General features: G+C 66.6%; 15 protein-coding genes. 12 read left to right on the top strand and 3 right to left on the bottom strand.

Annotated features, from left to right (window positions below):
• The first annotated feature begins 13 nt into the window (after positions 1-13).
• The 11 genes from GRI59_RS05770 (at position 14) to GRI59_RS05820 (ending at position 12,970) form a co-directional block, all read left to right on the top strand.
• Positions 14-1,336 (top strand): TldD/PmbA family protein, encoded by a 1,323-nt coding sequence (locus tag GRI59_RS05770; RefSeq protein ID WP_160760195.1) that lies wholly within the window; start codon positions 14-16, stop codon positions 1,334-1,336.
• Between the two features lie 43 nt (positions 1,337-1,379).
• Positions 1,380-2,099, top strand: a complete 720-nt coding sequence (locus GRI59_RS05775; RefSeq protein ID WP_160760196.1) for a DUF4159 domain-containing protein — start codon at positions 1,380-1,382, stop codon at positions 2,097-2,099.
• 72 nt (positions 2,100-2,171) lie between these two features.
• On the top strand, positions 2,172-3,134 hold the full coding sequence (locus GRI59_RS05780) for an AAA family ATPase (protein WP_160760443.1): 963 nt from the start codon (positions 2,172-2,174) through the stop codon (positions 3,132-3,134).
• A 3-nt stretch (positions 3,135-3,137) separates the two neighbouring features.
• The gene (locus GRI59_RS05785; protein WP_160760197.1) at positions 3,138-4,034 is read left to right on the top strand and encodes a DUF58 domain-containing protein; all 897 of its coding nucleotides are present in this window, start codon (positions 3,138-3,140) and stop codon (positions 4,032-4,034) included.
• Positions 4,031-5,170, top strand: a complete 1,140-nt coding sequence (locus GRI59_RS05790) for a BatA domain-containing protein (RefSeq protein WP_160760198.1) — start codon at positions 4,031-4,033, stop codon at positions 5,168-5,170. The genes GRI59_RS05785 and GRI59_RS05790 overlap by 4 nt, the downstream gene beginning before the upstream one ends.
• Positions 5,167-7,284, top strand: coding sequence for a DUF4175 family protein (locus tag GRI59_RS05795; protein WP_160760199.1), 2,118 nt, complete (start codon positions 5,167-5,169; stop codon positions 7,282-7,284). The genes GRI59_RS05790 and GRI59_RS05795 overlap by 4 nt, the downstream gene beginning before the upstream one ends.
• On the top strand, positions 7,285-9,078 hold the full coding sequence (locus tag GRI59_RS05800) for a carboxypeptidase regulatory-like domain-containing protein (protein ID WP_160760200.1): 1,794 nt from the start codon (positions 7,285-7,287) through the stop codon (positions 9,076-9,078). It abuts the gene before it with no gap.
• 270 nt (positions 9,079-9,348) lie between these two features.
• On the top strand, positions 9,349-10,347 hold the full coding sequence (locus tag GRI59_RS05805) for a glycosyltransferase family 2 protein (protein ID WP_337190238.1): 999 nt from the start codon (positions 9,349-9,351) through the stop codon (positions 10,345-10,347).
• Positions 10,334-11,023: a class I SAM-dependent methyltransferase gene (locus GRI59_RS05810; protein WP_160760202.1), complete on the top strand. Its 690-nt coding sequence runs from the start codon at positions 10,334-10,336 to the stop codon at positions 11,021-11,023. Before GRI59_RS05805 ends, GRI59_RS05810 begins: the two co-directional genes overlap by 14 nt.
• Before the next feature lie 4 nt (positions 11,024-11,027).
• On the top strand, positions 11,028-11,411 hold the full coding sequence (locus GRI59_RS05815) for a GtrA family protein (RefSeq protein WP_160760203.1): 384 nt from the start codon (positions 11,028-11,030) through the stop codon (positions 11,409-11,411).
• Complete coding sequence (locus tag GRI59_RS05820) at positions 11,408-12,970, top strand: hypothetical protein (protein ID WP_160760204.1); 1,563 nt, start codon at positions 11,408-11,410, stop codon at positions 12,968-12,970. Before GRI59_RS05815 ends, GRI59_RS05820 begins: the two co-directional genes overlap by 4 nt.
• Here the strand turns inward: GRI59_RS05820 and GRI59_RS05825 are convergent.
• Positions 12,967-14,691 carry an N-acyl-D-amino-acid deacylase family protein gene (locus GRI59_RS05825; protein ID WP_160760205.1) on the bottom strand — a complete coding sequence of 575 codons (1,725 nt, stop codon included), beginning with the start codon at positions 14,689-14,691 and terminating at the stop codon, positions 12,967-12,969. The genes GRI59_RS05820 and GRI59_RS05825 overlap by 4 nt on opposite strands.
• 103 nt (positions 14,692-14,794) lie before the next feature.
• On the opposite strand from GRI59_RS05825, the gene GRI59_RS05830 reads away from it, so the two are divergent.
• Positions 14,795-15,691, top strand: a complete 897-nt coding sequence (locus GRI59_RS05830) for an NAD(P)H-binding protein (RefSeq protein WP_160760206.1) — start codon at positions 14,795-14,797, stop codon at positions 15,689-15,691.
• Here the strand turns inward: GRI59_RS05830 and GRI59_RS05835 are convergent.
• Complete coding sequence (locus GRI59_RS05835) at positions 15,677-17,581, bottom strand: beta-galactosidase (protein WP_160760207.1); 1,905 nt, start codon at positions 17,579-17,581, stop codon at positions 15,677-15,679. The genes GRI59_RS05830 and GRI59_RS05835 overlap by 15 nt on opposite strands.
• Complete coding sequence (locus tag GRI59_RS05840) at positions 17,578-19,671, bottom strand: alpha-galactosidase (protein ID WP_160760208.1); 2,094 nt, start codon at positions 19,669-19,671, stop codon at positions 17,578-17,580. The genes GRI59_RS05835 and GRI59_RS05840 overlap by 4 nt, the downstream gene beginning before the upstream one ends.
• Between the last annotated feature and the right edge of the window lie 93 nt (positions 19,672-19,764).

Here is a 19,764-nt window from a genome sequence, read left to right on the forward strand (position 1 = left end):
AGGAGAAGCAGCAATGAGCATTCTTTCAGAAGCGCAGGCAAAGGCGATCCTCGACAAGGTGATCGCCTTTTCCACCGCGGACAACGCCAGCGCCGTGCTGAGCGGCGGGATCGGCGGCAATGTCCGGTTTGCGCGCAACGACATTTCCACTTCGGGCATCGTCGATGATGTCCAGCTCGCGGTTGAGGTCTTGTTCGGCCAGCGCGTGGGTACGGCCTCGATCAACCAGTTCGACGATGCCTCGCTCGAACGGGTTGTGCGCCGGGCCGAGGATCTGGCCAAGCTTGCACCGGAAAACCCCGAATACATGCCGCCGGTCGGCAAGCAGACCTACACCGCGACCGACACCTTCAGCGAAGCGACCGCTGCGCTGACGGCGGAGGCCCGCGCCAAGATCGCCGAAGCCTCGATCCTGCCCTGCCGTGAGCGTGGCCTGATCGCAGCGGGCTTCCTGGAAGACGGGCACACCTTCTTTGCTCACGCCAATTCCAACGGCAATTTCGGCTATCAGCGCTCCACGATCGCGGATTACACCTGCACCGTGCGCACCGAAGACGGGCGCGGGTCAGGCTGGGTCGCCAGCAACGTCAAGGACGTGGCGGAATTGGACGCGGGCACCGACATCCAGATCGCGATGCGCAAAGCGGCGGCCTCCGTCGACGCAAAGGCTCTGGAACCCGGCAAGTACACCGTCATCCTTGAACCTGCGGCCGCCTCTGGTCTCATCAGCTTTATGATGAACTTCTTCGACGCGCGTTCGGCGGATGAAGGGCGCAGCTTCCTCAGCAAGCAGGGCGGCGGCAACAAGATCGGCGAGCAGATCATGGATCCGCGCGTCAACATCTACACCGATCCGGCCAACCCCACGGTGCCCGCCATGCCGTGGGATGGTGACGGCCTGCCGCGCGGACGGACCAAGATCATCGATGCGGGCAAGGTCGCGAACCTCCAGTATTCGCGTTACTGGGCGTCCAAGCAGGGCAAACCCGAAACCGCGGGCTGGGGCAACACGATCATGGAGGGCGGCACCAAGTCGACCGCCGAGCTGATCGCCAGCACCGAGCGCGGCATCCTCGTCACCCGCACCTGGTACATCCGCATGGTCGATCCGCAGACGGTGTTGCTCACTGGCCTCACCCGCGACGGCACGTTCTATATCGAGAACGGGCAGCTGATGTACCCGATCAAGAACTTCCGCTTCAACGAAAGCCCGGTCATCATGCTCAACAATATCGACGAGCTGGGCCGGTCGGTCCGCGTCGAAGATGGGTCGATGATGGTTCCGCCGATGAAGCTCCGGGACTTCACCTTCACCTCGCTGTCGGACGCCGTCTGACGCGGCAGGAACAATGGGCGCGGGTCACGTGAGCAATTCAGCGATGAGCCGCGCCCGTTTCCTCAGGTTGCTGGGAGGCGGACTCGCCGCTGCGGTGATGGGCAGTCGCCTTACCGCAGCCCAGCGCGCGGGCGGCGCGGCTACGGGCGGGTTCGATTTCTGGTTCACCCGGCTCAAATACAATTCCGGCGATTGGGATGTCGATCAGCGGATGCCCGCCAACCTGCTGACGTCGCTCGTCGATTACACCACCTTGCGCATCGATCCCGAGGAACACGTCGTCGCCCTCAGCGATCCGAGGATGCTGTCGGCGCCGTTCTGCTACCTCGCCGGGCACAAGGCGGTCGAATTCTCGGATGTCGAACGCCGCAATTTCGAGCGTTACGTGCGCAATGGCGGCTTTGTGTTCGTCGATGATTGCAACCACGATATCGACGGCCTGTTCGCCAAGTCGTTCGAAGCGCAGATGGCCGGGATCTTCGGCGGCGAGGCGATGAAGAAGCTGCCGAACAATCACCCGCTCTATTCAAGCTTCTTCAAGTTCGCCGGGCCGCCTGCCACCAGCTTTGAACTCAACGGCTGGGGCGATGACCTGATCCACGATTACCTCAAGGGCATCACCATCAACGGCCGTCTTGGCGTGCTTTACAGCAACAAGGACTATGGCTGCGAATGGGACTATGACTGGCGCAACAAGCGCTTCCTCGCCGAGGACAATACCCGCTTCGGGGTCAATATCATCATGTACGCGCTCTCCAATTGAGGGGCAGCAATTGAAGGGTTTGAACACGTGTCACAGCAGGCTCCGGTAAGCGCGGCGGATCTTGAGCGGCGGATGGCCAAGCTCGGGGACCTGAAGCGCGCCATCGCGACTGCGATCGTCGGACAGAACGATGTCGTCGATCAACTGCTGATCGGGCTGCTGGCGGGTGGGCATTGCCTGCTCGAAGGCGTGCCCGGGCTGGGCAAGACGCTGCTGGTGCGTACGCTGGGCGATGCGCTGGAGCTCGATTTCCGGCGCGTCCAGTTCACGCCCGACCTGATGCCGAGCGATATCCTCGGCACCGAACTGCTCGAAGAAGATCACGGCACCGGCCACCGCAGCTTCCGCTTCCAGCAAGGCCCGGTGTTCACCAACCTGCTGCTCGCGGACGAACTCAACCGCACGCCGCCCAAGACCCAGGCGGCGCTGCTTGAGGCGATGCAGGAAAAGACCGTCAGCTACGGTGGGCAGACCTATCAGCTGCCGAAGCCGTTTTTTGTTCTGGCGACCCAAAACCCGCTGGAGCAGGCGGGCACCTATCCTCTGCCCGAAGCGCAGCTTGACCGGTTCCTGTTGCAAATCCGGGTCGGCTATCCGACCGCCAGCGAAGAACGCGACATCTTGGCGCTCACTACCGGCCGTGAGGGCGAAGCCGTGCCGCGGGTCATGGAAGCCGGTGATGTGCTGGCATTGCAGGCGAATGTGCGCGAGGTCTACCTCAGCGATGATCTGCTGAGCTGGATCACGACCCTCGTGCGCGCGACCCGGCCCGGCGATGCGGCCGCCCCGCCTGAAGTCGAAAGCTATGTGCGCTGGGGCGCGGGGCCGCGCGCAGGTCAGGCGCTGGTGCTGTGCGCAAAGGCCCGCGCCTTGCTGAGCGGCCGGTTCGCCGCGACGCGTGAGGATATCGCCGCGCTGGCCGCGCCGGTGATGCGCCACCGCCTGCTCTTGTCCTTCGCAGCCGAGGCCGAGGGCAAGAGCGCGGATGATGTGGTGGCCGCGCTGCTGGCACGCATCCCTCCCCCGGCGGGCTGAGCCATGGCGCGCACGCCGCTGACGATCCCGCCCGAAATCCGGGGCCGATTGAAGCGGCTCTCGCTCAGAACCCGGCGCATCTCCGGCACGCGTGGCTTCGGGATGCACGCCAGCCGCAGCAAGGGCGCCGGCCTCGAATTCGCGCAATACCGCGCCTACGAGCCGGGCGATGAACCGCGCCGCATCGATTGGAAGCTGTTTGCGCGCTCCGACAAGTTCTTCGTGCGTGAGGCGGAGGAGGAAAGCCCGATTGCGATCTGGATCCTGCTCGATGCCAGCGCGTCGATGGCGCAGGCTGACCGCGTGCAGCCGGACTGGTCGCGGTTCGATGCGGCCAAGTTGCTCGGCCTGTGCATTGCCGAACTCGCGATGCAGCAGGGCGACCGGTTCGGCTGGATCGCCTTGCAGGAGGCCGCGCTCGGTGTGGCCGATCCGCGCGCAGGACGCGCTCAGGCGGGCCGGATGCAGATCGATTTCAGCCGCCTAGAAGCCGCTGGCACCTTTCCCGATGACGCGACCCTTGCGCCGCTGTGGGAGCGGATCGGGGCGCGTGACCTGGTGCTGTTTGTGAGCGACTGTTTTGACGAAGGCGGCATCGCGCTGATCGAGCGGCTGGCCAAGGCGGGACGCGAGGTGGTGGCGATCCAACTGCTCACCACTGAGGAGCGCGATTTCCCGTTCGATGGCGGCTTCCGGTTCCGCGATCAGGAAAGCGGGGCGGAGTTGATCAGTGACGGGGCGGCGCTGCGTGAAACCTTCCTCAGCCGGTTTGCCGCGGCGCGGGCTGCGCTAGACGAGCGGCTCGACAAGGCGGGAATCCGCCATGCCACAGTCGTGATCGACGAGCCGATCGACCGGCCCTTGCACGTCTTGTTCGGGTCAGGGGTAGCGCCGACGTGACGCCGTTGCTGCTGGCCCCGCTTGGCCTTGCAGCGCTGGCCGCGCTGATCGTGCCGCTCTTGATCCATCTGCGGCGGCGGACGGAGGAAGTGCCAGTCGATTTCGCCGCGCTGCGCTGGCTCGACGCGCTGCCCCGTCCGCGCAACAAGCTGCGCTTTGACGAGCTGTTGCTGCTCGCCTTGCGGATGCTGCTGGTCGCGCTGCTGGCGCTGTTGCTGGCGCGGCCTGCGGTGCTGGGGTGGCACGATGACGCCCCGCCGATCCTTGTCGCGCCCGGTGTTGAACCGGCCGCGGCACGCGCCAGTGGTGGGCCGGAGGCTGACCTGCGATGGATTGCGGCGGGCTTTCCTAGCATCGAGACGCCCCCGCCACCCCAGTCCCCCGTGTCCAGTCTGATCCGCCAGTTCGATGCCGAGCTTGCGCCGGATGTGCCGCTGACGATCCTGGTGCCGCCAGTGCTGAACGGCGTCGATGCCGAGCCGCTCAAGCTGACACGCGCGGTCAAATGGCAGGTCGTCAAAGGAAGCCAAAAGGCAGAGGATCCCGCCCCCGCTGCAAGCCCGGCCTTGGTGGTCCGCTATGTAGCCGGCGGGGAAGCGCCGGTGCGATATTTCCGCGCAGCGGCTCAGGCGTGGCGTGAAGAGCCACGGTTTGAGGCTCGCGCGGCAAGCGAACTGCCACCGCGCGATCAGGTGCTGGTCTGGCTCGCGCCCGGACGGGTGCCGCAAGCGGTGGTGGACTGGGTGAGCGCCGGCGGCACCGCTGTGCTCAGCAATGCCGCTGAGGTCGCCATGCCCGATACCACCACGGCGTTGTGGCGCGACGATGTGGGCGAGACGCTGGTGGAAGGTGGGCCCCTCGGCGCGGGACGATTGCTGCGCTTCACGCGCCCGCTGGAGCCTGCCGCGATGCCCGCCCTGCTCGAAGCCGACTTCGCCGCCCGCCTGCGAGATCTGATCACCCCCGCAGCGCCGCCGCCTTCCCGTGTGGTGTCCACCGCCTTTGCGCCCAAGGCAGGCACCCCGCCGTTCCCGCTGCCGCCGCGTGAGCTGTCCGCGTGGCTGGGCATCCTGATCGCGCTCGTCTTCCTCGCCGAACGACTGCTGGCGAGCAGACGACGGAGGTTCGCGCCATGAGCCGGGAGCTCAACCCGAACCACTGGGTCGCCCCGGCGCGTCAGCGCGCGGCGATCAACGCTGTGCTGGTGTGGAGCCCGGTGGTGCTGGTGCTCGCAGGCCTATGCTGGCGGCTGGGCGGTATCGGGCTGGCAGCAGCTGTGCTGGCACTGGGCGGCCTTGCATTAGGATTGGCCGCAAGACACCTTGCAAGCCGGTTCGACCAAGGCTGGCTCGTCCGGCGTCTGAACGCGCGCGAGGCGCGGCTTGAGGACAGCGCCGGGCTGGTCTTCGCCGCCGCCGATCTCGCCCCGCTCGAACAATTGCAGGCCGAGCGGATCGCGGCCCGGATCGAAGCTATCGACCCTGAAACCCTAGCCGATGGCTGGTCGCAGCGCCCCATCATTGCCGCGTGGTTGCTGGGAGCCGTTGCGCTTGCAGCGATTATCCTCTGGCCCGCCGAAGCGTCAGCGCCGCCGCTCGCTGCTCCATCACAGACCGAAGCGGCAGCGCCCGGCCAACCCCGCCTCACCGGTCAGCGCGTGCGGATCATCCCGCCCGCCTATACCGGCCTGCCTGCGCGCTATGCCCAAAGCCTCGACATTCGCGCGCCGATGGGCTCGCGGATCGAATGGACGCTCGCCTTTACCCCGCAGGCCAAATCCGCTGCGCTGCAATTGGTCGGCGGGCAGACACTGCCTCTGACGCTGGGCGAGGAGGGGTGGTCGGGATCGCTGAGGCTCGACATCCCGTCGCTCTATCATGTCACCGCCGAAGGGAACCGGATGTCGCGGACCGCGCACCGGCTTGAACCCATCACCGACGAACCGCCGCAGGTGCAGGTGATCGAACCGGCGTCGGGTTTGGTGATGATCCAGCCCGGACAGCGGCGATGGCGCGTCGTGTTCGAGGCGAGCGATGATTACGCCGTCGATCAGATGGCCCAGCTCACGCTCACCACCGCGATTGGTGAGGGTGAGAATGTGAGCTTTTCCGAGCGCAGCCGGATGGTCTCCGGCACGGGCGATCCGAAGCGCCGCCGCTTCGTCGTTGACCTCGATCTGGCTGCCTTCGGGCTTCAGCCGGGAAGCGATCTGGTGGCGCAGCTGACGGTCGCCGACACGCGCGCGCCCGGCCCGCAGGTGGTGCGCGGCCCCGGTGTCATTCTGCGCTGGCCCGGCGCCGTGCCGGCGTCTGCCGACGGGCTTGAGCTGATGGCGAAGCAGACCATGCCCGCCTATTTCCGCAGCCAGCGGCAGGTCATCATCGACACCGAAGCGCTGATCCGGGAACGCGGGAAGCTGAGCGCTGACGACTTCATGGTGCGCTCCGACACAATCGGCGTCGATCAACGTCTGCTGCGCCTGCGCTACGGCCAGTTCGTCGGGATGGAAGCGGAGGAAGCGCCGCGCCGCCCGCCGCTCCCGGTCGCCGAAAAGGATGCGCCCGCCGAGCAGGCCGAGGGCGAGCATCACGATGGCGACGGCCACGATCATGGCGACGCGCCGGAATCGCCAGTGTTCGGCGGGCTCGGCAATATCACGGCCGAATATGGCCATGTGCATGACGAGAGCGAAGCGGCGACCTTGCTCGATCCCGACACGCGCGAACTGCTGAAAAGCGCCCTCGACGCGATGTGGGATGCCGAGCTCAACCTGCGCTCGGGCCAGCCAGAAAAGGCGCTACCGTTCGAGCTGAAGGCGCTCGATTTCATCAAGCGGGTCCAGCAGGCGAGCCGCATTTATCTCCCCCGGATCGGTTCGATCCAGCCCCCGCTCGATATGGCGCGGCGGATGGCTGGCAAGCGCGAAGGGATCGTGGCGGGCGGAGCAAGTTTGACCCCCTTTGCGATTGAGGACGCTGTTCCCGCTACGGCGTGGCGCGCACTATCGTCGCCGCAAGCGATTGACCTGGGCGGACTAGATCGCTGGGTGCGGACCAACAGCGCCCGCATCCGCGACCCGCTGGCCGTGCTCGCTGCAATTGATGCGCTGCGCGGCGACCCTGCGTCCGGTGCCCTGCGCGAGAAGCTGCGCCAGCAGCTCTGGGCTGTGCTGACGCGCCCGCCAGCCCAGGTGCGGCGGCGCCACGACGGCGGCTCTGTGGGGCGGCGCTATATGCAGGGCCTGCGCTGAATGCTGTCCTTTCAGACATTGACGGCGGTGCTGATCGCAGTGGGCGCGCTGGCGGCGGCTATCGCAATGCTGTGGCGGCGCCGCGACTGGCGAGTGGGCGTGCTGGCGGCGCTGACGCTGGTAAGCGGCCTGCTGCTCTATCTCGCCCTGTTCCCGCCGCGCCTTCCGGTCGGGGGAGAGACCCTAGTGATTGCCACCGCTGAGTCTCCGCTGACAGCCAAGGCGCAGCCGGGCGAGCGCCTGATCGCTTTGCCCGAGGCACCCGCCATCAACGGCGCCGAGCGCGTGCCCGATCTGGCGACGGCGCTGCGGCGGCATGAACAGGCGCAGCGCGTGCGGCTCATCGGGCGGGGCCTCACCCCGCGTGACCGCGATGCCGCAGCGGGCTTGCCGATCACCTTCACCCCTATGCCCGTCCCGCGCGGCCTCATCCGCCTGGATCCGCCGGCCGATACGCCGGCCGGAGCAATCTTTACCGTCGCGGGCGAGGCAAACGGGATGGAGGGCGGCGCGGCCGAGCTGCTCGACCCTGCCGGACGCCGGGTGGACCGCCGGGTCATTGGCACAGACGGCGCTTTTGCGATGGGCGGAACGGCGCGCGCGCCCGGCCTTGCCGCCTTCACGCTCCGCCTGCGCGGGCGGGATGGCAAGATCGTTTCGGATACGCCGGTGCCGCTGCGGACGATCGCCCAACCGCCCTTGCGCGCGCTCCTGATCGGAGCGCCTTCGCCGGAAGCCAAATATCTGCGCCGCTGGGCTGAGGATTCGGGCATCGCCTTGCAAAGCAGGCTGGAGGCGGGCGGCGGCGTCAATCTGGGCGGCGAGAGCGTGTCTCTGAATGCGGCCACGTTGCGCGAAGTTGATGTGGTGATCATCGACGATCAATCGCTCGGCAGCGGGTCGCGCGCCGTTCTTGCCCAAGCGGTTGCGGGCGGCCTTGGCGTGGTCGTCAGAATGACGGGCCCGGCCAGCGCGGCCGCGCGCGGCAATTGGGGGGCGCTTGGCCTTACGGTTGAGGGCGGGAGCGAAGCCGTGCCGGTTACGCTGTCTCCGCTCGCGCCGGACGCGGACACGCTGACATCGCTGCGCGGGCCGGGGTCGGTGGATGCGCCCGCTAGCATTAATACGGTCGATGATCCCGCTCCCGATCTCGGGCGATGGGCGGTGCGCGCTGCCCCTGCTTTCGTGCCCGCTGTCACCGACGCGGACGGCGGCGTGCTGTCCGGCTGGCAGCAGCGTGGCCAAGGCCGTGTCGCCCTGTGGACTGTCGCCAACAGCTTCACGCTGGTGCTCAACGGGCAGGCGGATCGCTACTATCAATGGTGGAGCGAGACGGTGAGCGCGGTGTCTCGGCCCGATAGCACCTTCCGCCCTGTAGTGCCGGCTCTGCCCGAAGTGGGCGAGCGGATGGTGATTTGCGGTGTCTTGGGGACCGTCCGCGTGATTGGCCCGGATTCAACCGAAACCGCGCTCGCCATCGATCCCTTGGCCGGGGCGCAGGGTTGCGCAGCGTACTGGCCCGCCAGCGCGGGCGTTCACCGAATCGTGCAGCCGGGGTGCGACGGCATGCAGGAGTTTGCCTTGCTGGTCTTGCCCAAGGGCGCTCTGACGGTCGCCAAGGCGAAGGAGATGGGTGAGACCACCCGCCGCTGGGCCGCCGAACAGAACGCCCCTGCGGCCCGCGATACACCTGAACGGCGCGGCCCGGCTTGGCCCTATGTCCTCGCCTGGTTGCTGGTTAGCGGATTGCTGTGGCTTGGTGAGCGCCGCTGGCTCACTCGCCCGTCCCCATAAAAATGGGCGGCGTAGCGCAGGTGGCGCATACATCTTGCCTGCTGTAATCATTTTGCAACAGTCCCGCGCCCGGCCACGGGCCGTCGCCGCGTGCTCTATGCTTGAAATTCGGCCGGTCATGCTTGATATAGCAGCGCCCGGCGCGGGCGCTTGGGTCACGCCGGCCCGTCGACCCCAACCCGCCATTTTTCCGTTATCACCGCCGTTGGCTTCAGGAGGGCCGGAGACTTGCAGGTTTCGCAATCATTCTCAGGCTCCTGCGAGCTTTCCGTGGTGATTCCGGTCTATAACGAGGAGGCCGGGCTCGATGCGCTGATCGCGCGGGTGATCCCTGCGGCCGAGGCGATCTTTGCCGACCGGTTCGAGCTTGTCCTGATCAATGACGGATCGAAGGACGCCAGCTGGGATGTCATCTGCAAGCACGCTGAGCGTGATCCAAGGATCGTCGCAATGAACCTGTCGCGCAATCACGGCCACCAGCTCGCGCTGACCGCTGGGCTCAACCATGTCCGCGGGCAGTTGGTGTTCGTGCTCGATGCCGACCTGCAAGACCCGCCCGAACTGCTCGGCCCGATGCTGGAGCAGCTGCGCAAGGGCTATGACGTTGTCTATGGCCAGCGCAGCAAGCGCCACGGCGAGACCGCTTTCAAGCGCGGCACCGCCTCGTTGTTCTACCGGATGCTCGGCAGCATGGTCGATACCCACATCCCGCGCGACACGGGCGATTTCCGCCTGATGACCCGCCGGGTGGTCGACCAGCTCAATGCCATGCCGGAGCGCTACCGCTTCATTCGCGGGCTGGTGAGCTTCGTCGGCTTCAACCAGATCGCCTTCCCCTACGAACGCGATCCGCGCTTCGCCGGGGAAACCAATTACCCGGTGCGCAAGATGATCGCGCTGGCGGTGGACGCCGTCACCAGCTTTTCGACCGTGCCGCTGCGGTTTGCCTCGCATCTGGGGATGGTGTTTGGGTTAGCGGGCCTCGTCTCGCTGATCGGGATTGTCTGGGTGTGGATGCAGGGCGGCACGGTGGAGGGCTGGGCGAGCCTTGCCGCGCTGATCCTCATCATGGGCAGCGTTCAGCTTCTGGTGCTGGGCGTGTTCGGCGAGTACCTCGGCCGGATGTACATGGAAGCCAAGCAGCGCCCGCTGTTCATCATCGCCGAGGTGCGCCGCCATCCGGTCAGCCTTGATGCAAGGCAGAGTGACGAAGCCGCCGCTGCCGCGACCCCCACCGAACCGCATGAGGGCCTCCATGTCGCAGGCTGAATTTGACGCTTACGTAGATGAATATGACGCGCAGCACGCCGCCTCGGTCAGGTTGAGCGGCGAGGATCCCGATTTCTTCGCGGCCTACAAGGCCATTGAAGCGGCGCGGATCATGGCGGCGGCGGGGATCGCACCCCGGCGGATCATGGATTTCGGCGCGGGGCGGGGTAATTGCATCGCACACTTGCAGCGCGAATTTCCCGATGCGGCGCTGACCGCGCTCGATGTGTCATCGCGCTCGCTCAGCCATTGCGAGGCGCGGGCGATCCGCCCGATCGATGCGGTGTGCTATGATGGCCAGACCCTGCCGTTCGATGCCGGAACCTTCGACCTCGTGTTCACGGCCTGCGTGTTCCATCACATCCCGGCCGAGGATCACATCCGCTTGCTCAGCGAGATCCGTCGCACGCTGACCCCGCAAGGGCGCTTCGTGCTGTTCGAGCACAACCCCTGGAACCCGGCGACCCAGCACGCGGTGCGCACCTGCCCGTTCGATGCGAACGCCGTGCTGATCAGCGGGCCGGAGATGCGCCGCCGGTTGCGGGCGGCAGGCTTTGCGGATGTGGGTTTGCGCTGGACGCTGTTCTTCCCCGCGATGCTCGCTCCGCTGCGCCCGCTCGAACGCGGGCTCGGCTGGCTGCCGCTGGGCGCGCAATACGTGCTGGTTGCGCGCTGAGACCATGCTTCAGCGCCTTGGCCGTTTCCTGCTGACTGGCTTTGCCAATTCCGCTGTCGGCTGGGCGGTGATCTTTGGCGGCTTGTGGGCGGGCCTCAGCGGGCTCGCGGCCAACGCCGCTGGCTATGCGGTCGGACTGGTGGTGTCCTTCACCCTCAACCGCCACTACGTGTTCGGCGTCAGAGGGCCGGTTTCGGCGCGCGAAGTCCTGCGGTTTCTGGCGGCCTTCGGCTTTGCCTATGGGGTGAATGTCGCTGTGCTATTGGCCGCGCAATCAGTGCTGGGCGCGGACAGCGCGCTGGCGCAAATCCCGGCGATCGGGGCCTATGTCGTGATCTTCTTCCTCCTCTCCCAATGCTTTGTCTTCAGGCCCGCAGCTTCGGAATGACCCCTTCAGATACCATTGAGAGCGTGCCGCTCGGCGGCACGGCGCAGGCGTTCGGCTGGCTGGATCGCTGGCCGGTCATTCTGCTCGTCTGCCTTGCCGCGATCACGCCGCTGCTGCTGGTCGACTTCCCGCCGCTGGTCGATCTGTACGGCCATCTGGGGCGCTATGCGGTGCAGACCGAGTTGGCCAATCGGCCCGAGCTGCAAGCCTTCTACACTTACCAATGGAAGCTGATCGGCAACTTGGGGGCCGACATTCTGGTGCAGGTGTTGCACGGCGTGCTCGGGCTGGAAGCCTCGGTCCATTTTGTGGTGATCCTGACCCAGTTTCTCGGCGCGCTTGGCCTGCTGCTGATCGCGCGCGAAGTGCATGGCCGCGTCACGCCGTTCGCGGTCGCGGCGATCCCGCTGCTGTATGGCTACCCCTTCAACTACGGCTTCATCAATTATGCGCTGAGCATGGCGCTGGCGATGCTGGCCTTCGTGATGTGGCTGCGGCTGCACCGGGGCGAGCGCGAGGTCGCGGCGCGGCTGTGGCTGGGCGTGGCGGGGGCCGCGATCTGGGTGTGCCACACCTATGGCTGGGCGTTCCTCGGGCTGATGGCTGGATCGGCGATGCTGGCCGAAATCTTCGCCGCGCGCACCCGCCCGGTCGCGGCGGTGCTGCGTATTCTCGGCGCGTGCTGGCCGCTGCTGCTGCCGATCATCCCGATGGTAATCTGGCGGGCGGAATCGACCGGCGCCGCGATGGGGGACTGGTCGCTCGATTTCAAGCTGTTCTGGCTGATCTCGCCGCTCAGGACGCAGTGGTACAATCTTGATGTTGGCGCGTTGGCGGTGATCGGCGCGCTGATGGGCTGGGCGCTGTTCAGCAAGACAGTGCGATATGATCGAAGCGTCGGGACGGCGGCACTGCTGTGCTTCGTCTGCTACGCCATCATGCCGAGCCGGGTGTTCGGATCAGCCTTTGCCGACATGCGGTTGGTGCCTTATGCCTTCGCGCTGGCGCTGGTGGCGATCGGGCCGGTCAGGCTGGGGTCAAAGGTTTTGCAGGCGGCAGGCGCCATCGCGCTGGCTCTGTTCGCAGGACGTATGGCGGTGACCAGCGTCGCCTATATTCAGCAGGACCGCAGGGCGCAGGCCGAACTGACCGCGCTTGAGCCGATGCCGATGGGCGCGAGGATCGCCTTCTTCGTGGTCAAGCCATGCTGGAACCCTTGGGCGATGCCGGTGCTCGACCATGTGGTCGGCGCGGGGATTGCCCGGCGCAATGCCTTCGTCAATGACCAGTGGCAGCAGCCGGGCGTCAACCCGATGCGGGTGCACTATCCCGCGGCGGGGCCGTTCTACCGCGATCCTTCACACTTGGTGCAGCGTGAGGATTGCAGCCACCGCATCCGCCCGAAGCTGTCGCAATCACTGGCGAAGCTGCCGCTGGGCGCATTCACCCATGTCTGGATCGTCGGCGATTTTTCGCAGCCGGTCGCCGTTCCTGACGGTCTGGTGCCGGTGCCTTACGGCGGTGCCGGGCTGCTTTATGCCATCGAACCTCAGGACTAGGCCGCGCGGTAACCTGCGCCGCGCACCAGCTGGCCCGGGCGCGCACCAGTCGACTGGTCGAAGCGGCGGATCACTTCCCCTGCGACGATGGTTGCCTCGTAGCCCGTAGCGCGCTGATGCAAGCGGCGGCCGCCGGCGGGCAGATCGCGCACGACTTCGGGCAGGTGGAGTCGCAGGCCGTCGAGATCGATCACATTAAGGTCCGCCCTGCCGCCCACGTGCAGCGTACCGCGATCAGTAAAGCCCACCGCCCGCGCCGCCTTGGCGCTGAGCATGTGCACCGCCTCGGCCAGCCCCAATTGCAGCGGCCCTTCCTGCTGCACGAACTGGGTCAAAAGGTAAGTCGAATAGCTCGCATCGCAGATCGCCCCGTAATGCGCGCCGCCATCGCCAAGGCCGGGGACGCAGTAAGGGTGGCGCAGCATTTCATGCGCGGAATCGAGCGTGGCGTTCTCGTAATTGCCGAGTGCGGCGAGGAACAGCCCGCGCCCCTCGGTCGCCAAAAGGCGATCATAGGCGACCTCCTGCGGGGTGCAGCCGCGCGCCGCCGCCTGACCTGCCATACTCATCGAAGCGGGCGGGGCGTAGTTCGGCGGATCGTCGAGCGGGAACAGCCAGCGCCAATTGCGGGCGAGCTCGTTGAAGGGATGGCCGGGGGCAAAGTCCTCGGTGAGGAGTGCGGCGCGCAAATCGGGATCGCGCATGGCGGCAACTTGCTCCGGGATCGACAGGTGCGCGATCTTCGCCCAGCTCGGGCAGAGGACGAAGGGGTGCACCGTCAGCTCAAGCCCTGCGATGAGGCCAATCGGGCGCGGCATCACCTGCGCATTGGCGACACCGCCCGCGGCATTGGTGGCCTCCAGCATTTCCAGCACCCGCCTCCAGCGCGGCGGCGCGTCATTGCCGGATGCGAGGGTGAAGGTCGCCGGACGGCCCGAGGCGGCGATCACCCGCTCGATCACCTTGTATTCCTTGTCCCACCCGACGAAGGCATCGAGCACCACCTGAAACGTCCCCGCGCCTGCATCCCTCATGCCGCTGGTGATGGCTTCGAGTTCGGCAATATCGGTGTCGAACGTCGGGATCGCCTGCCCGTCCGCGGTCTTGTGAATGCTGAGGCGCGATGTGGCGAACCCGATGGCGCCCGCGCGCATGGCGTCGGCGGTCAGTTGTCGCATCATCGCAAGGTCGTTGTCGGTCGCTACCTCGCGTGCAGCACCCCTTCCGCCCATCGCATATACCCGCAAAGGGGAATGCGGCAGGTAGGCGGCGACATCGATATCGCGCTTCCCGGCGGCGACCTTGTCGAGATATTCGGGGAAGGTCTCCCAGTCCCAGTCCAGCCCCTCGGTCATCACGATGCCGGGAATGTCCTCGACCCCCTCCATCACATTGATGAGCATGTCGTGATCGGCGCGGCGGCAGGGCGCGAAACCGACCCCGCAATTGCCCATGACCGCTGTGGTGACGCCGTGGGAGGAGGAGGGGGAAAGCTCCTCGGCCCAGATGCACTGGCCATCGTAATGGGTGTGAACGTCGATGAAGCCGGGCGTGACGATCCGCCCGCGCGCGTCGATCTCCTCGCGCCCGCTGCCGCTCACTTGCCCGATGGCAGCGATGCGCCCGGCAGCAATCGCGATGTCGCCGTCGACAAGATCGCCGCCAGTCCCATCGGCAATAGTGCCGCCGCGGATCACCAGATCATAATCGGCCTCAGCCATTGCCTCACGCTCCCTCTCAGGCCCCACCCTAGCGCTGCCCGAGCGGGGGGCAATCCGGCAACTCGCACTTTTGCGCTCGGCCTGCGCGCGGTAGGGTGATTGCATGAACCCAGACCGTCCCACGCCGCGCCGTATCGTCCTTGCCGGAGCAAGCGGCACCATTGGTTCAGCGGTGGCGGCGCAGCTGGCGGCTGAGGGGCACGCAGTCACCGCTCTGCCGCGTGCGGCGCTGGCTGACGGGGCGGCGTTGGCAAAGGTCATGGATGAGGCGCAGCCCGAGGTTGTGATCTCGTGCATCGCCTCACGCAGCGGCGCACCCAAGGATGCCGAGGCGGTGGATTACCGCGCCAACCTTGCACTGCTTGAGGCTGCTGAGGCGGCGGGTGCGGGGCACTTCATCCTGCTCTCGGCGATCTGCGTGCAGAAGCCGCTGCTCGCCTTCCAGCACGCCAAGCTGAAGTTCGAAGCGCGGCTGACCGCGGGCGGCCTGACCCATACCATCATCCGCCCTACGGCCTTCTTCAAGTCCTTGTCCGGACAGGTAAGGCGGGTGAAGGCGGGCAAGCCGTTCCTCATCTTCGGGGACGGTAATCTCACCCGCTGCAAGCCGATCAGTGACGGCGATCTGGCGCGGTTTACTGCCTCTGCCATCGACAATCCTGAGGCCGCGAACCGTATCCTCCCCATCGGCGGCCCTGGCCCGGCGATCTCCTTGCGCGAGGCGGGGGAGATGCTTTTTGAAGCCGCAGGCAGACCGCCGCGGTTCAAATCGGTCTCGCCCAAAATCTTCACCTATGCCGAGCGGGCGCTGGGACTTGGTGCGGGGGTATCGGACTGGTTTGCCGAGAAAGCCGAATATGCGCGCATTGCGCGCTATTACGCGACCGAGTCGATGCTGGTGCGCGATCCGGCGACCGGCGAATATTCTGCTGACCTCACCCCCGAATATGGCAGCGAGACCCTGCGCGCGCATTACGAGCGGTTGCTAAAGGGGGTCTAGGTGCCAGCTGGCGGGGCCGAGGGTCAGGCCAAGATGGGGCACGAACACCGGCGCAGCACTGTAATTGAATGTGAAAACATGGGTGCGCGTGCGGCGTATGCGGATGCCTTCGGGCAAGTGGGTCAGCGGCACATCGGCCTCGGCCGCCATGCGTTCCACCAGCAGCCCCAGCAGTTTGGCGTCGGGCCAGACCGCGCAGTAGCGGATATTGGCGTGGGCGTAGACCACACCGCGCCCTTCGGCATCGGCCCATTCGGGCGCAAGGTCGCTCGCCACATCTTCGCGCCAGCGGGTGACGGCGAAGCCCTCGGCCGGTTCGGAGATGCCATCGCGTAAGGACTCCACGCGGGTGACAGTCAGCGGGATGACGTCACGCAAGGACCCCGGCGCAAGGCCTTCGGGCATGCAGAAACTGTCCGTCTTGCTACCTGATCGCGGCCCGACCAGCACCGGGCAGGTGAGGGCGCCAAGTTTGTCGGCAAAGCCTTCGGGCAGGATCGGCAGACTAGGCACCACCACCATGCGGTATCCCGACAGGTCAGCCTCGGGCGACACGATATCGACATCCAGCCCGCGCGCCCGCAGCGCCGAGTACCAAGTGAACACGAGCTCCAGATAGCGGAAGCTCTGCCCCTGCGGCTGGATGCCGATCACCCATGCCGGCGCATAGGAAAACACCAGCGCCACCGGAGCCTGTGCGGTCTGCTGCGGGCCAATGGCGGCGAGCACTTCTGCTGCCTTCCGCACTTCGGGCGCGGCTTCGGCTTCGGTGCTGTCGGGGCGCAGCAGGCCTGCGTGCATCTGCTCCTGCGCGAAGGGCGCCTGCCGCCAGCGGAAATAGCTGGTGAGTTCTGCCCCGTGCGCGGCAGCCTCCAGCGTCCATAGCATGACCATCCCCGGTAGCGGCGCGGGATTGTAGCGCGCCCAGTTCACCGGCCCCGGTTGCTGCTCCATCACCCCCCAGCGGCCGTTCGAGCACCCCCGATAGAGATCATGGTGGAAGGCGGCGATATCGGGGTGGCCTTGCCGCAGGTAAGCCGCCTTCTCTTCGCGCGAGAACCAGAACTGTTCGAGGAACCCGAGCGGATAGGAATCCCACGTCGCCACATCGATATCGCGGCCGACATCGTGGTGATCGAACTCGGTAAAGAAGCCCATGAAGTTGTGGGTGATGTCCACGCCGGGCGAGAGCCGCCGAAGGATATCGACCTGTTCGCGGTTGAAGCTCGCCACCTGATCGGAAGCAAAGCGGCGGTAGTCGAGCCAATGCGCCGGGTTCGCTTCGGTCACCGTCAGATGCGGCGGATCGACCTCGGCGAAGGAGCGATACTCCATGCTCCAGAAGATATTGCCCCACGCCGCGTTGAGCGCATCCACCGTGCCGTAACGCGCTGCGAGCCAGCCTCGGAACGAGGCGGCGGCGGCGTCCGAGAAGCTTAGCACCGTGTCGTGGCAGCCATATTCATTGTCGGTCTGCCACATCACGACCGCCGGGTGCGCGCCGTAACGTTCCGCCAGCGCGGTCACGATCCGGCGGCATTCGGCGCGGTAGCCTTCGTGGCTAAAGCAGTAATGCCGCCGCGAACCGAAGCCGCGCGGGCGACCCTGTTCGTCGATGGCGACCATGTCGGGCATATGATCGACCAGCCACTTGGGCGGCGTCGCGGTCGGCGTGCCGAGGATCACTTGCAGTCCCGCCGCGTGCAGTGTTTCGATCGCCCGGTCGAGCCAGCCCCACTCGTAGCGCGCACCTCCTTCGGGCTCGATCCGGCTCCACGCGAATTCACCGATCCGCACTAGCCGCAAGCCCATCGCCGCCATGCGCCGCGCGTCCTCAGCCCAGATCGCCTCGGGCCAATGTTCGGGATAGTAGCAACAGCCGAGTTTCATGCGGGCAGTCTCTCCAGCGCGATCAGCCACGCGGTTTCAGGGTGGGTAAGGGGCAGGGCAAGGCCCTGCGTCATCAGCGCCGCGCCGGACAGCGTCAGGCCGTCGCGCCATGCGTCAGGATTGGCGAGGTAGTGCTTCGCCCTCGGCGGCCAAGGTTCGGGCAGGGTCACACGGTAGCGCGCCTTCGGATCCAGTCCGGCAAGGCGGATCGGCGCGGCGTCGAACACGGGCGAGAAACCGGTCTGTGCGGCGAGCGCCAGCGCCTTGTCGCCATGCGTCACCATCATCCCCGTCACGCCCGCGTCCGGATGCGCAAGGTGGTGCAGCCGTCCCGTGTGCAGCACCCCGCGCCATGCCTTGTAGAGCGCGATATGCACTGCAAGGGTTCCGCGCTCCTTGTCGCTCATCCGCGCGGGATCAGCCTCGACCCCCATGTGCCCGAACACTGCGACCTTGGTGCGGAAGTCGATCCCGACCCGCCGCCCGGTGATGGGATTGGGCGAGGGGCCGACATGATTGCCGAGCACTTCCAAGGGCAGGAAGCGGCTCCATTCACGCATGATCCGCACCCGCTCGATCGCGTCGTTGTTATCCGACGGCCAGACCCGCTCGATTAGCCCGAGCATGGCCATGTCGATCCGCCCGCCGCCGCTCGAACAGCTTTCGATCATGGTTGCCGGGAACTCGCGGCGCAGGGCGAACCAAATGTCTTGGAGCTGGCCGACCTGCGAAAGATCCGGCGCGGCGGGGAACAGGCGGCGGTTGTGGTCCCACTTGAGGTAGGCGATGTCGTTCTCGCGCAGCAGCCGGGCGATGCATTCCCGGATGTGCGCGGCGACTTCGGGCTTGGTGAAATCGAGCACCAGCTGATTGCGCTCGGTCGGGCGGGGCAGGCCGGGTTCGTGCAGGCACCAGTCGGGATGGGCGCGATAGAGGTCGCTGTCGGGCGAGACCATCTCTGGCTCGACCCACAGGCCGAAATTCATGCCGAGCGCCTTTACCTGCGCAATCAGCGGGCCGAGGCCGTTCGGAAAGCGGACGGGATCGGGCGTCCAGTCGCCCAGCCCGGCGCGGTCGGAGCTGCGGCCCTTGAACCAGCCGTCATCCAGCACGAAGCGTTCCGCGCCGATGGCGGCGGCATCCTCGGCAAGGCGCATCAGGCGGGCCTCGTCGAAGTCGAAGGCGCAGGCTTCCCAGGTGTTGAAGTGGACGCGGCGGGTGCGCGGCGGGTTGGCGTACTGCCGTGTGAGGCGCTGGCGGGCGTGGGCGTGGAAGGCGTGGGTGAGGGTGCCCCCATCGGGCGCCCATACGATCAGCGCCTCGGGCGTGTTGAACAGTGGCGCGCCCGGCGCAGGGATCGGCGTTTCGGCAACCAGCGTGGCATTGCCATCGTCATTGCGCTCGATCCGCACAACGTGATCGCCGGTCGCAGCGATGTGGAAGCCGAGCTGCGCGCCGCTGCCAGCGTCATCGAACACCAGCCAGTCCCCGCCTGCGAAGGCCGGTTTGCCCCCACGCGAGGCCCAGCCGAGACCGGCGCGGGTCAGGCGCACGCGCTCGGCCCGCATATCGTCCGCCCAGCGCCCGCCGAAGTGGGTGACGTGATCGAACCCGCGCGGCAATGGCAGCAGCAGCGATGCGCAGCGGGTGGCGCGGGTGCCGCGATCTTCGGTGTTGAGGAACTGCGTGCGCGTGGTGATGACGTCGCCCGCGCCCATCGTCCAGCTGACCGACAGGGTTAGAGCGAGGTTCTCGTCCCGCCAGTTAGCAACGATGCGGCGCTCTTCGGGGAAAGAGTCGATGGACAGCCCCGTCCAGCGCGGTGTGACGGGCAGGCCCTCGAAGGCGAACTCCCCGAGAAGCGGCCCGCGCCAGCCGCTGCGCGGATCGGGCAGCAGGCCGCCGGTCGGGGGAATATCGGGCTGGTTTTCGTGCCGCCCGCGCGCGGCAGCAGCGGCGAGTGCGGCGAGATCTTCGTTCGCTGCAAGCCGCGGGCCGAGATAAAGGCAATCGAGCGCATCCCCGCAGGCCATCCAGACCACACTGGTGCGATCCCCGTCGAGCCGTGCAAATACCGGACTAGCGCGCAATTCCCTCTCCCCTGCCGGTGATGATTAACGCCCCAAGGCTTGTCCGGCACCCGCTAATGCGCTGTAACCGCCCCGCAAGAGAGGGGAAAGCGC

Source organism: Erythrobacter ramosus (assembly GCF_009828055.1).
Taxonomy (GTDB): domain Bacteria; phylum Pseudomonadota; class Alphaproteobacteria; order Sphingomonadales; family Sphingomonadaceae; genus Erythrobacter; species Erythrobacter ramosus.

What these genes read in the sequence shown, in the direction of transcription:
- GRI59_RS05770 (WP_160760195.1), top strand. Translation starts at nt 14, where the DNA reads ATGAGCATTCTTTCAGAAGCGCAGGCAAAGGCGATCCTCGACAAGGTG.
- GRI59_RS05815 (WP_160760203.1), top strand. Translation starts at nt 11,028, where the DNA reads ATGCTTCAGCGCCTTGGCCGTTTCCTGCTGACTGGCTTTGCCAATTCC.
- GRI59_RS05825 (WP_160760205.1), bottom strand. Translation starts at nt 14,691, where the DNA reads ATGGCTGAGGCCGATTATGATCTGGTGATCCGCGGCGGCACTATTGCC.
- GRI59_RS05820 (WP_160760204.1), top strand. Translation starts at nt 11,408, where the DNA reads ATGACCCCTTCAGATACCATTGAGAGCGTGCCGCTCGGCGGCACGGCG.
- GRI59_RS05780 (WP_160760443.1), top strand. Translation starts at nt 2,172, where the DNA reads ATGGCCAAGCTCGGGGACCTGAAGCGCGCCATCGCGACTGCGATCGTC.
- GRI59_RS05795 (WP_160760199.1), top strand. Translation starts at nt 5,167, where the DNA reads ATGAGCCGGGAGCTCAACCCGAACCACTGGGTCGCCCCGGCGCGTCAG.
- GRI59_RS05810 (WP_160760202.1), top strand. Translation starts at nt 10,334, where the DNA reads ATGTCGCAGGCTGAATTTGACGCTTACGTAGATGAATATGACGCGCAG.
- GRI59_RS05800 (WP_160760200.1), top strand. Translation starts at nt 7,285, where the DNA reads ATGCTGTCCTTTCAGACATTGACGGCGGTGCTGATCGCAGTGGGCGCG.
- GRI59_RS05775 (WP_160760196.1), top strand. Translation starts at nt 1,380, where the DNA reads ATGAGCCGCGCCCGTTTCCTCAGGTTGCTGGGAGGCGGACTCGCCGCT.
- GRI59_RS05830 (WP_160760206.1), top strand. Translation starts at nt 14,795, where the DNA reads ATGAACCCAGACCGTCCCACGCCGCGCCGTATCGTCCTTGCCGGAGCA.
- GRI59_RS05785 (WP_160760197.1), top strand. Translation starts at nt 3,138, where the DNA reads ATGGCGCGCACGCCGCTGACGATCCCGCCCGAAATCCGGGGCCGATTG.
- GRI59_RS05835 (WP_160760207.1), bottom strand. Translation starts at nt 17,581, where the DNA reads ATGAAACTCGGCTGTTGCTACTATCCCGAACATTGGCCCGAGGCGATC.